We start from the raw sequence: 11,457 nt of genomic DNA on the forward strand, positions 1-11,457 counted from the left end.
CGATCTCGAAACCCTGTATGACGCGAAGGCGCATTATGCACGGTAGCGCGCCTTCCACCCCGCGCGATCCCGCGGTCCGCGTCGTCATCGTGACGCTCGATAATCATCTGTCCGCGGCGGCCGAACGCGCCGAAGCGCGGCTCGCCGATCAGGGTGTGAGCATCGATTTCCACGCCGCCGCCGATTGGGACCGCGATCCCGAGACGCTCGAACGCGCCAAGGCCGATATCGCTAGGGGCGACATCGTCATCGCGACGATGCTGTTCCTTGAAGACCATGTCCGCGCGATCCGCCCGGCGCTCGAAGCGCGGCGTGAGGAATGCGACGCGATGCTCGGCCTGATGTCCGCCGGCGAGATCGTGAAGCTGACCCGGCTCGGCGACTATCGCATGGACGCGCCCGCCAAAGGCCCGCTCGCGCTGCTCAAGAAATTGCGCGGCTCGAAAAAGCCCGGCGCGAGCTCGGGGCAGAAGCAGATGCGCATGCTGCGCCGCCTGCCGAAGATCCTGCGTTTCATCCCGGGTACGGCGCAGGATGTGCGCGCCTATTTCCTCACCCTACAGTATTGGCTGGCCGGTTCCGACGATAATGTCGTGCAAATGGTCCGCGCGCTGATCGACCGCTATGCGAGCGGCGCGCGCGAAGAGCTGCGCGGCGCGATGAAGGCCGAAGCGCCGCTCGAATATCCGGAAGTCGGCGTCTATCACCCGCGCGCACGGCAGCGCCTCTCCGAGAGCGAACGCATCCTGCCGAAAAAGGCGGGGGAAAACGGCACGGTCGGCCTGCTGATGCTGCGCTCCTATCTGCTCGGCCGCGACACCGGCCATTATGACGGCGTAATCGAGGCCATGGAGGCCAAGGGGCTGCGGGTCATTCCGGCCTTTGCCAGTGGGCTGGATGCACGGCCCGCCATCGACAAATTCTTCGTGAAGGACGGCACGCCGGTGATCGACGCGATGGTCAACCTGACCGGCTTCTCGCTGGTTGGCGGGCCAGCGTATAATGACGCGGATGCGGCGGTCGAGACGCTAATCGGTCTCGACATACCCTATATCGCCGCCCATCCGATCGAATTTCAGACGCTCGAACAATGGGGCAATCGCCGGCAGGGACTGCTGCCGCTCGAATCGACGATGATGATCGCGATCCCCGAGCTCGACGGCGCGATCTGCCCGAGCGTGTTCGGCGGCCGTTCGGACGGCGCGGGCGAGGCCTGCGACGGCTGCGACCGGCATTGCCATTTCGAATCCACCGGCGCGATCCGCGCGATGCAGGGCTGCCCCGACCGCGCCGAAGCGCTCGTCGATCGCACGGCGCGGATGATCGCGCTGCACCGGTCCAAGCGCGCCGCGCGCAAGCTTGCAATCGTGCTTTTCAATTTCCCGCCCAATGCCGGGGCGACGGGCACCGCCGCGCATCTGGCGGTGTTCGAATCGCTGCACGCGACACTCGAGCGGCTGGCCGACGAAGGCTATGCGGTCGATGTGCCAGAGAGCGTCGATGCGCTGCGGGAGGCAATCCTCAAGGGCAATGCCGAACGCTATGGTGCCGACGCCAATGTCGCCGCGCGGATCGCCGCCGACGATCATGTCCGGGCCGAGCCCTATCTCAAGCAGATCGAAGCCCAATGGGGCCCGGCACCCGGCAAGCAGCAGAGCGACGGATCGAGCATCCACGTGCTCGGCGCCGAGTTCGGCAATGTCTTTGTCGGCGTGCAGCCGGCCTTCGGTTATGAGGGCGATCCGATGCGGCTGCTGTTCGAGGGCGATTTCGCCCCGACCCACGCCTTCGCCGCCTTCTATCGCTGGATCCGGCAGGACTTCGCCGCCGACGCCGTCCTTCATTTCGGCACCCACGGCGCGCTTGAATTCATGCCGGGCAAACAGGCGGGCATGTCGGGCAAATGCTGGCCGGACCGGCTGCTCGGCGATCTGCCCAATTACTATCTCTACGCAGCAAACAACCCGTCTGAGGGTATCATCGCCAAGCGGCGCTCGGGCGCGACGCTGGTCAGCTATCTGACGCCCGCGCTTGCCGAGGCCGGTCTCTACAAGGGCTTTGCCGATCTGAAGGCGCTGGTGGAACGCTATCGCTCCGCCGATGCCGACGATGGCGAACGCGATGCGCTCGAAGCGATGATCGCGGAACAATGCGATGCGCTCGACATCGAGGGCGGCGATATCGAGACGCTGGCCGGACGGCTCTACGAACTCGAGCGCGCGCTGATCCCGCATGGCATGCACGTCTTCGGCAGTCATCCCGAGGGCGAGGAGCTCGAGCAGTTCGTCGATGCGATGATGGACGCGCATCCCGAATCCGACCGCGCCGAGATCGAAGCGAAGCTCGCGGCGAATGACGAGCTTGGCGCGCTGGTCCATGCGCTCGACGGTACCTTCGTGCCGCCGGCGCCGGGCGGCGATATCCTCCACAATCCGGACGTGCTGCCGACGGGCCGCAATATCCACGGCTTCGATCCGTTCCGCATCCCGAGCCGCTTCGCCTGCGAGTTGGGCGCGGCGCAGGCCGAGCAACTGATCGAACGGCATGTCGATGGCGGTGCGGAGTTCCCCGAAAGCATCGCGATGGTGCTGTGGGGCACGGACAATCTGAAGAGCGAAGGCGCGCAGATCGCCCAGGCGCTGACGCTGATCGGCGCACGTCCGCGTTTCGACAGCTATGGCCGGCTCTGCGGCGCGGAGCTGATCCCGCTCGAAGAACTGGGCCGCCCGCGGATCGATGTCGTGATCACGCTGTCGGGCATCTTCCGCGATCTCCTGCCGCTGCAGACGCGGATGATCGCCGAGGCCGCATGGCTGGCGAGCAGCGCGGACGAGCCGGTCGAGCAGAATTTCATCCGCAAGCACAGCCTCGCGCATCAGGATGCCCATGGCTGCGACCTCGAAACCGCGAGCCTGCGCGTCTTCTCGAACGCCGAAGGGGCCTATGGCGCAAACGTCAACATGATGATCGACGGCGGCGCCTGGACCGATCCCGACGAGCTGGCCGAGGCGTTCGAAACGCATAAGGGCTTCGCCTATGGCCGCGATGGCAGCCCGATGCAGCATCGCGCCCTGCTCGAAAGCGCGCTCAAGGGCGTCGAATTCACGTATCAGAATCTCGAAAGCGTCGAAGTCGGCGTGACCGATCTCGATCAATATGTAGACGGGCTCGGCGGCGTCAGCCGCTCGGTAGCCCGGGCCAAGGGCGAGGCCGCGCCGGTGTACATCGTCGACGGCACGCAGGGCAAAACCAAGGTCCGCACGCTGGGCGAGCAGATCGACCTCGAAACGCGCACCCGGACGCTCAACCCCAAATGGTTCGAGGGGATGCTCAAGCACGGTTTCGAAGGCGTGCGGCATATCGAGATGCATGTGACGAACACGATGGGCTGGTCGGCGACGACTGGCGCGGTGGCCCCTTGGGTCTATCAGCAGATCAGCGAAACCTTCGTCCTCGACGAAGAGATGCGCGCGCGGCTGTCGCAACTCAACGCGAAAAGCTCGGCCCGGGTGGCGAACCGGCTGCTCGAAGCGTGCGAGCGCGAGCTGTGGGAACCCGATGCGGAAACGCTGGCCGCCCTGCGCGCGGCGAGCGACGATCTAGAGGACCGGCTGGAAGGCCTGGTCGCGGCAGAATGATGGGAGAGCAACAATGACCCTTCTCGACGCAGGCACGGCGCCGCCGGACGGCGAAGGCTCGGTCCAGGTCCAGCTCGATCCGCGGGACGAGATCAAGGGCGCGAAGGTGTTCGCGGTCTATGGCAAGGGCGGCATCGGCAAATCGACGACCTCGTCCAATCTGTCCGCCGCCTTTTCCAAGCTCGGCCATCGGGTACTGCAGATCGGCTGCGATCCCAAGCATGACAGCACCTTCACGCTGACCAAGAAGCTCATGCCGACGGTCATCGACGTGCTCGAAACGGTCGAGTTTCACAGCGAGGAGCTGCGCGCCGAAGACTATATGTTCGAAGGCTATAACGGCGTCATGTGCGTCGAAGCCGGCGGCCCGCCCGCGGGCACGGGCTGCGGCGGCTATGTCGTCGGCCAGACGGTGAAACTTCTGAAACAGCATCACCTGCTGGAAGATACCGATGTCGTGATCTTCGACGTGCTCGGCGACGTCGTGTGCGGCGGGTTCGCCGCGCCGCTCCAGCATGCCGAGCGCGCGCTCGTCGTCGCGGCCAACGATTTCGACAGCATTTTCGCGATGAACCGGATCATGGCGGCGATCGGCGCGAAGTCGAAAAATTATAACGTCCGGCTCGCGGGCTGCGTCGCCAACCGCTCGGCCGAAACCGACGAGATCGACCGGTTCGCCGAGGCGACGGGCCTCAAGCGGCTCGCCCATTTCCGCGATGTCGACGCGATCCGCCGCTCGCGGCTCAAGAAATGCACCTTGTTCGAGATGGACGACAGCCCCGAAGTCCAACAGGCGCAGGACGAATATTTGAGGCTCGCCGCGATGCTCTGGGCCGGCGTCGATCCGCTGACCGCCTCGCCGATGAAAGACCGCGACATTTTCGATTTTCTGGGGTTCGAATGATGGCTAGCGCCGCTCCCACCACGCAAGCTGAGCGTTTCCGTGATACGGGAAGCGCGCGCTACGACGCGTATCGCGGGCGGCTCACCACCTATTTCGACAGCACGGCGAAGAAGGCCTGGGTCGATCTTACGTCCGACGCACCGGTCAGCGGGATTCGCGCCACCGTCCGCGCGGGCCGGGACCGGATGCGTGCGACTTTGCTGTCCTGGCTGCCGGCGGACCTTAGTGGCCGCCGTCTGCTCGATGCCGGGTGCGGAACCGGCTCGCTGGCCGTCGAAGCGGCCGAACGCGGGGCCGAGGTCGTGGCGATCGACGTGTCCGAAGGGCTGATAGACGTGGCGCGCGAACGGGCGCCCGAAGACCTGCCGATCGACTGGCGCGTCGGCGATCTGCTCGATCCGGCGCTTGGGCGCTTCGATCATGTGATCGCGATGGACTCGCTGATCCATTATCCAATGGCCGATATCGTCGATGTGGTTGGCGCACTCGGCGAACGGGCCGGCACCGTCGGCTTCACCTTCGCGCCGAGTTCGCCGCTGCTCCAGACGATGCATATGGCCGGCAAGCTGTTCCCGCGCGGCAATCGCTCGCCGGCGATCAAACCCGTGTCCGAAACCCGCCTGCGCAACGCCATCGCCGCGCGGCTGCCCGATCATGCCATCGCCCATGGCGAGCGTGTGGCGAGCGGTTTCTACACCTCGCATGCACTGATGGTGGAGACCGGATGACGCGGCCCGCCGCCTCGAAGCCCTTCTGGGCCACGGTGGGACTGAAGTTCCTGCCCTTCGCGGACGCCGCGACGCAGGAATTGCCGCTCGGCCGCCTGCTGCGCCTCGCGCTGTTCCAGGTCAGCGTCGGCATGGCCGTCGTGCTGCTTAACGGCACGCTCAACCGCGTGCTCGTCGTCGAACTCGGCGTGCCGGTCTGGATCATCGCGGTCCTGATCGCGCTGCCGCTGCTGGTCGCGCCCTTCCGCGCGCTGATCGGCCACAAATCGGACACGCATCGCTCGCTGCTCGGCTGGCGGCGCGTGCCCTATATCTGGCTCGGTACGATGCTGCAGTTCGGCGGGCTGGCGATCATGCCCTTCGCCCTGCTGCTCATGTCGCGGCCCGAGGATTTCGCGATCGGTGTCTCCGCGAGCGGGCTCGCCTTCCTGCTGACGGGCGCGGGCATGCATGTCACGCAGACCGCCGGCCTCGCTCTGGCGACCGACCTCGCGCCCGAACGGACGCGGCCGCGCGTCGTCGCCCTGCTCTATGTCATGCTGCTCATCGGCATGATGGCGAGCGCCTTCGTGATCGGCACGGTGCTGGCCACCGATTTCCGCCCGACGTTGCTGGTGCAGGTCATCCAGGGGGCTGCGGTGATCACCGTGCTCCTCAATATCGCTGCCTTGTGGAAACAGGAGGCGCGCGACCGGGCGGCAACCGCTCCCGATCGTCACCGTCCCGCCTTTGCCGAAGTCTGGCGCGCATTCGTGCAGGTCGGCCGGACCAAGCGGCTGTTGCTCGCCATCGGATTCGGCGCGGCGGCCTTCGCGATGCAGGACGCGCTGCTCGAACCCTATGGCGGAGAGATACTCGGCCTTTCGGTGGGCGCGACGACCGGGCTGACCGGGCTCTGGGCGCTGGGCACGCTGATCGGCTTCGCACTCGCCGGACGCTGGCTCGGCCAGGGCGGCGATCCGCTGCGCATCGCCGGGCTCGGCGGCGTTGCCGGTATCGGGGCGTTCCTGCTCGTGCTCTTCGCCGCGCCGCTCGGCTCGGCCGGGCTGCTCTATGGCGGCGCGACGGCCATCGGCTTCGGCGTCGGCCTCTTCTCGGTCGGCACGCTGATCGCCGCGATGGCGCTCGCGCGCGACGAGAGCGCCGGCCTCGCGGTCGGCGCCTGGGGCGCCGTGCAGGCCTCGGCGGCCGGGCTCGGCATCGCGCTGGGCGGCGTCATCCGGGATATTTTCACGAACCTCGCGCTGGCCGATGCGCTGGGTTCGACCTTGGCGGGCCGGGCGACCGGCTACGGCATCGTCTATTGTATCGAGATCGGCTTGTTGTTGTGCATGCTTGTTGTGCTCGGCCCGCTGGCCGGCAGCCGCCAGGGCGTCCAGCCCGGCGCGCCGGCGCGTTTCGGCCTGAGCGAGTTTCCCACCTAGGAGAGGAAAGACCGATGACAGACGGGAATTTGGTAGGAACGATCGATGTGGCGGAACTGATGTTCTACGCCTTTGTGCTCTTTTTCATCGCATTGGTCTTTTATCTGCGCCGCGAGGATCGCCGCGAGGGCTATCCGGTCGAAGACGAACTGACCGGGAAGGTCGAAACGGTCGGCGGGCCGCTGAGCACGGCATCGCCCAAGACCTTCCACCTTCCGCATGGCAAGGGGACGGTCGTCGCGCCGCTGCCGCGTACCGAAGGCCGCGAGCCGGTCGATCTCGCCGCCCGGCGGTCCTTCAACGCGGGTGGTGCGCCGCTCGTGCCGACCGGCAACCCGCTGGTCGACGGCCTCGGCCCGGCGGCTTGGGCGGAACGCTCGCGCTGGCCCGATATCGATGCCGAAGGCCGGCCGCGCATCGTACCGATCGGCGCCGATGAGGGTGTCAGCGTCGCCAAGGAGGATTCCGATCCGCGCGGCATGATCGTCAAGGGCGCGGACGGCGTCGTCGCCGGTACGGTCAGCGACCTCTGGGTCGACCGGGCCGAACATGTGATCCGTTATCTCGAAGTGGCGACGACGGCCGGACCCAAGGTGCTCGCGCCGATGCCGATGAGCATCGTCAAGGGCAAGAAGGGCGAGGTGCATATCGATGCGCTGAACGCGGATCAGTTCGCCGGTGCGCCGCAGCTTGGAACGCCCGGCCAGATCACCCGCTACGAGGAAGAGCGCGTCGCGGCCTATTTCGGCGGCGGCTATCTCTACGCAACGCCTGAACGGCAGGAGCCGCTGGTATGAGTGAATATGACCATGAACCCATAAGGGGGCTGCCCGGCCACCTGCCCGAAGGGGAGGAGATCCTCTGGCAGGGCGCACCCGAGTGGCGGACATTCGCCCGCACGGCGTTCCATACAAGGCTGATCGGCGTCTATTTCGTACTGCTCGTCGCGCTAGCCGTCGCCAGCGGCAGCATCGGCGGCGCGGTCGCGACCGGCATTGCCGGGATGCTCGGCATCGGCCTGCTCATGCTGTTCGCCTGGGCCGTCGCGCGGACGACAGTCTACACGCTCACCAACCGGCGCGTGGTGCTGCGCATCGGCGTCGCGCTCAACAAATGCGTGAACCTGCCCCTCAAGCAGATCGGTGCGGCCGATCTCAACCTGCGCGGCAACGGCTTTGGCGATATCGCGCTCACGCTGACCGGGCCGCACCGGATCGGCTATGCGATGCTCTGGCCGCATGCCCGGCCCTGGAAATTCTCGCGCGTCCAGCCGATGCTGCGGGCGGTGCCCGAGGCCGAAACGGTCGCCGCGAAACTCGCCCGCGCCACGGCATCGGTCGTCGATATCGATCGGAGCGTCGAGAGCAGCGCAGCGCCTGCGCAAGCGCCAGGCATGACGGAGGCGGTGGCGTGAGCCTCGCGCACGACGATCCCACCGTCCCCAAGGGCGCGCTCGTCATGGCGGCGGCCCTGATCGCGCTGGCGCTCGTGCTGACGACGGCGACGCGGCTCGGCTGGATCCCGCATGCGGCATCGCCGGTCGCCGAACGTGCCGCCGCGAACGTCGCGCCGGTGACCGAACGCACGCTCCACTTCAGCGATACGGCGGACGGTTCGGTGCGCGTGGCGGACGCCGAAACGGGACGGGAGATCGCCGTCTATGGCGAGGAGGGCAGCGGCTTTATCCGCGGCGTGATGCGCGGTCTCGCCCGCGAGCGCCGGATGAATGGCATCGGCCAGCAACAGCCTTTCGCGCTCACGCTGTGGGAAGACGGATCGCTGTCGCTGCGCGATGCGGCGACCGGCCGGGTGGTCGAGCTCGGCGCGTTCGGACCCGACAACCGGGCGGTATTCATGCAGTTTTTGGAAAATGGAGACGGGTGATGGGCCTGTTGCGTAACGAATCATTCGACACCGGATGCCGGATCGAGGTCGAGCAGAGCGAGGAACATTTCCACGCGCATGTCGAGCTTGACGGCGATGTGCCGATCGGGCCGGGCGACAAGGTCCGCGTGCATGGCGCGCCGATCTCCATCCCCTTTGGCGGGAGCGCGACGTTCGAGCGCCAAGCCACGGTCGAACGCGCCGGGCCGCTGACGCGCGCCTGGATCAAGTTCGCCAGCTATTTCGATCTCGCCGAACTTTACGAAGTCAGTTTTACCCCCAGGAGGTTGCGATGAACGCGCAGACGAAAGTGGAACCGATCGCCGATGTAATGGAGATTGCGCAGCAGGAGACCGTTCTCAGCCCGCGCTTCTACACCACCGATTTCGATGCGCTCGACAAGATCGACGTATCGCCGGTGCGCGAGGAATGGGACGCGCTGATTACGGAAATGGTGAGCGATCCGAACAAGCGCCATTTCCGGCGGACCGAGGAATTTGACGGGATTATCGAGAATCTCGATCCGGCGCTGCGCGCGGAGTTCGTCGATTTCCTGGTAAGCTCGCTGACGTCCGAATTTTCGGGCTGCATCCTCTACGCCGAGATCGCCAAGCGGACGAAGAACCCGGACGTGAAACAGCTCTTCAAGCTGCTCGCGCGCGACGAGAGCCGCCATGCCGGCTTCATCAACGATACGCTCAAGGATGCCGGGATCGGCGTCGATCTGAGCTTCCTGACCAAGGCGAAGAAATACACCTTCTTCAAGCCGAAATTCATCTTCTACGCCGTCTATCTGTCGGAGAAGATCGGCTATGCCCGCTACATCACCATCTACCGCCAGCTCGCCAAGCATCCTGAGCTTCGCTTCCATCCGATCTTCAACTGGTTCGAACAATGGTGCAATGACGAGTTCCGCCATGGCGAAGCCTTCGCCATGCTGCTCCGCGCCGATCCGAAGCTGCTGAAGGGCGCGAACAAGCTCTGGATCAAATTCTTCCTGCTCTCGGTCTACGCGACCATGTATGTGCGCGACCATGGCCGTCCGGTCTTCCACGACGCGCTCGGCGTCGATCCGACCGAGTACGACTACGAGGTGTTCGACAAGTGCACGGCGATCAGCCGGCAGGTCTTCCCGGTCGAGCTGAACACCGACGATCCGCGCTTCCGCCGCAGCATGGAGAAGCTGCTGAAAGCCTCGGACGGCATTCAGGCGGCAAAGGAACAGGGCGGCATCATGGGCTCGATCAAGCGCGTCGGCCATATGGCAGCGGCCGGCGCGGCTTTCGCGCGGATGTATTTCCTGCCCGGCAAGCGCAACGCGCTGCCCGCGACCGTGCGGCTGCAGCCCGCATGGTAAGCCTGTACGGCCATATCCTTCCGCTGCTTGCGACGCTGGTGATCTGGTTCGTGAGCACCGGGCTGATCGCCTGGCTCGACAACCGGCCGCGCGAGACATTTTCGCGCAGCCTGATCGGGGCCGCGATCGCCGGAATGGCCGGGCTCGTCATCGTCGTCATCAGCACCCAATATGCGACGATCGGCGCGGCCTATGCGGCGATGGCGGGCGCGCTGATGATCTGGGCCTGGCATGAGATGAGCTTCCTGATGGGCGCGGTCGCCGGGCCGCGGCGCGGGCCCTGTCCCGAAGGCGCGAAGGGCTGGCGGCGCTTCGTCCAGGCGGCGAGCGTGCTCATCTATCACGAGATCGCGCTGGCCGTGACCGCGCTGATCCTGATCGGGCTGAGCTGGGGCGCGCCCAACCCGACCGGCGCGATGGTCTTCTGCGTGCTGCTCGTCATGCGGCTCAGCACCAAGCTCAACATCTTTGCCGGCGTGCCCAATATGAGCGACGAGATACTGCCGCCGCATCTCGGCTATCTGAAAAGCTATTTCGGGCCGCGGCGGCTTCGGCTGTGGCTGGTCGTTTCGCTGTGCGCGGCGGTCGCCTTGTCCGTATGGCTCGGTCTGCGAGCCTTCGCCGCACCGGCGGACAGTTTTGCCGCCGCGAGCGCCAGCCTCGTCTTCGGAATGGCGGTGCTCGGTACGCTCGAACATCTGTTTCTGGCCCTGCCGTTTCGCGACGGGGCGCTATGGGGCTGGGCGCTGCCCGGCCGCACCAAGAGATTGAAGATTTAAGGGGAGGGTCTGGAATGGACTATGAAAAATATTTCGCCGAGGAGCTGGACAGCGTGCGAGAGGAAGGACGCTACCGGATCTTCACCGAGATCGAACGGCATGCCGGCGCGTTCCCGCATGCGACCCGCTATGTCGACGACCGGACCTCGGACGTAACCGTCTGGTGCTCGAACGACTATCTCGGCATGGGTCAGCATCCCAAGGTGATCGAGGCGATGCACGCCACGCTCGATCAGTGCGGCGCCGGGGCCGGGGGCACGCGCAACATATCGGGCACGAACCACCATCACGTATTGCTCGAAAAGGAGCTGGCCGACCTTCACCACAAGGAATCGGCTTTGCTCTTCACTTCGGGCTATGTCTCGAACTGGGCGGCGCTCGGCACCTTGGCCGCGAAAATGCCCGGCTGCGCGGTCTTTTCGGACGCCGGCAATCACGCCTCGATGATCGAGGGTATCCGCCACAGCAAGGCGGAGAAGCATATCTGGGAGCATAATTCGCCCGAGGATCTCGACCGGCAGCTCAGCCAGGTCGATCCTTCCCGCCCCAAGCTGGTCGCCTTCGAAAGCGTCTATTCGATGGACGGCGATATCGCCCCGATCGCAGAAATCCTCGATGTCTGCGAAGCCCATGGCGCAATGAGCTATATCGACGAGGTCCATGCTGTTGGGCTGTACGGTCCGCGCGGCGGCGGCATTGCCGAACGCGAAGGGCTGATGGACCGGATCACCGTGATCGAGGGC

At 65.7% G+C, this 11,457-nt stretch carries 11 protein-coding genes; all 11 read left to right on the top strand.

The features are described from left to right. Nucleotides 1-35 precede the first annotated feature (35 nt). Nucleotides 36-3,638, top strand: a complete 3,603-nt coding sequence (locus ACTS1Z_RS07565; protein ID WP_442623840.1) for a magnesium chelatase subunit H — start codon at nt 36-38, stop codon at nt 3,636-3,638. Between the two features lie 13 nt (nt 3,639-3,651). After that, nucleotides 3,652-4,542, top strand: a complete 891-nt coding sequence (gene bchL / locus ACTS1Z_RS07570; protein ID WP_442623841.1) for a ferredoxin:protochlorophyllide reductase (ATP-dependent) iron-sulfur ATP-binding protein — start codon at nt 3,652-3,654, stop codon at nt 4,540-4,542. Next, nucleotides 4,542-5,270 carry a magnesium protoporphyrin IX methyltransferase gene (bchM, locus tag ACTS1Z_RS07575; RefSeq protein ID WP_442623842.1) on the top strand — a complete coding sequence of 243 codons (729 nt, stop codon included), beginning with the start codon at nt 4,542-4,544 and terminating at the stop codon, nt 5,268-5,270. The genes bchL and bchM overlap by 1 nt, the downstream gene beginning before the upstream one ends. After that, entirely contained in the window at nt 5,267-6,694 is a 1,428-nt protein-coding gene (locus ACTS1Z_RS07580; protein ID WP_442623843.1) for a BCD family MFS transporter, read from the top strand. Before bchM ends, ACTS1Z_RS07580 begins: the two co-directional genes overlap by 4 nt. Nucleotides 6,695-6,708: 14 nt before the next feature. Continuing rightward, on the top strand, nt 6,709-7,491 hold the full coding sequence (puhA, locus tag ACTS1Z_RS07585; RefSeq protein ID WP_442623844.1) for a photosynthetic reaction center subunit H: 783 nt from the start codon (nt 6,709-6,711) through the stop codon (nt 7,489-7,491). Beyond that, a complete protein-coding gene (puhB, locus tag ACTS1Z_RS07590; RefSeq protein WP_442623845.1) occupies nt 7,488-8,108 on the top strand; it encodes a photosynthetic complex putative assembly protein PuhB in 621 nt (206 codons plus the stop codon). Before puhA ends, puhB begins: the two co-directional genes overlap by 4 nt. Further along, nucleotides 8,105-8,578, top strand: a complete 474-nt coding sequence (puhC, locus tag ACTS1Z_RS07595) for a photosynthetic complex assembly protein PuhC (protein ID WP_442623846.1) — start codon at nt 8,105-8,107, stop codon at nt 8,576-8,578. The genes puhB and puhC overlap by 4 nt, the downstream gene beginning before the upstream one ends. Next, nucleotides 8,578-8,874: a hypothetical protein gene (locus ACTS1Z_RS07600; protein ID WP_442623847.1), complete on the top strand. Its 297-nt coding sequence runs from the start codon at nt 8,578-8,580 to the stop codon at nt 8,872-8,874. Before puhC ends, ACTS1Z_RS07600 begins: the two co-directional genes overlap by 1 nt. Continuing rightward, nucleotides 8,871-9,935: a magnesium-protoporphyrin IX monomethyl ester (oxidative) cyclase gene (gene acsF, locus ACTS1Z_RS07605; protein ID WP_442623848.1), complete on the top strand. Its 1,065-nt coding sequence runs from the start codon at nt 8,871-8,873 to the stop codon at nt 9,933-9,935. Before ACTS1Z_RS07600 ends, acsF begins: the two co-directional genes overlap by 4 nt. Continuing rightward, a complete protein-coding gene (gene puhE, locus ACTS1Z_RS07610) occupies nt 9,929-10,714 on the top strand; it encodes a putative photosynthetic complex assembly protein PuhE (RefSeq protein ID WP_442623849.1) in 786 nt (261 codons plus the stop codon). The genes acsF and puhE overlap by 7 nt, the downstream gene beginning before the upstream one ends. Before the next feature lie 14 nt (nt 10,715-10,728). After that, a partial coding sequence (gene hemA, locus ACTS1Z_RS07615) for a 5-aminolevulinate synthase (protein ID WP_442623850.1) occupies nt 10,729-11,457 on the top strand: 729 nt, incomplete at its 3' end.

The organism is Parasphingopyxis sp., from assembly GCF_052168295.1.
In the GTDB taxonomy this organism is placed as follows: domain Bacteria; phylum Pseudomonadota; class Alphaproteobacteria; order Sphingomonadales; family Sphingomonadaceae; genus Parasphingopyxis.

Coding starts and splice junctions, on each gene's coding strand:
- ACTS1Z_RS07580 (WP_442623843.1), top strand. CDS start 5,267: ATGACGCGGCCCGCCGCCTCGAAGCCCTTCTGGGCCACGGTGGGACTG.
- acsF (WP_442623848.1), top strand. CDS start 8,871: ATGAACGCGCAGACGAAAGTGGAACCGATCGCCGATGTAATGGAGATT.
- puhE (WP_442623849.1), top strand. CDS start 9,929: ATGGTAAGCCTGTACGGCCATATCCTTCCGCTGCTTGCGACGCTGGTG.
- bchM (WP_442623842.1), top strand. CDS start 4,542: ATGGCTAGCGCCGCTCCCACCACGCAAGCTGAGCGTTTCCGTGATACG.
- ACTS1Z_RS07600 (WP_442623847.1), top strand. CDS start 8,578: ATGGGCCTGTTGCGTAACGAATCATTCGACACCGGATGCCGGATCGAG.
- puhA (WP_442623844.1), top strand. CDS start 6,709: ATGACAGACGGGAATTTGGTAGGAACGATCGATGTGGCGGAACTGATG.
- puhB (WP_442623845.1), top strand. CDS start 7,488: ATGAGTGAATATGACCATGAACCCATAAGGGGGCTGCCCGGCCACCTG.
- ACTS1Z_RS07565 (WP_442623840.1), top strand. CDS start 36: ATGCACGGTAGCGCGCCTTCCACCCCGCGCGATCCCGCGGTCCGCGTC.
- bchL (WP_442623841.1), top strand. CDS start 3,652: ATGACCCTTCTCGACGCAGGCACGGCGCCGCCGGACGGCGAAGGCTCG.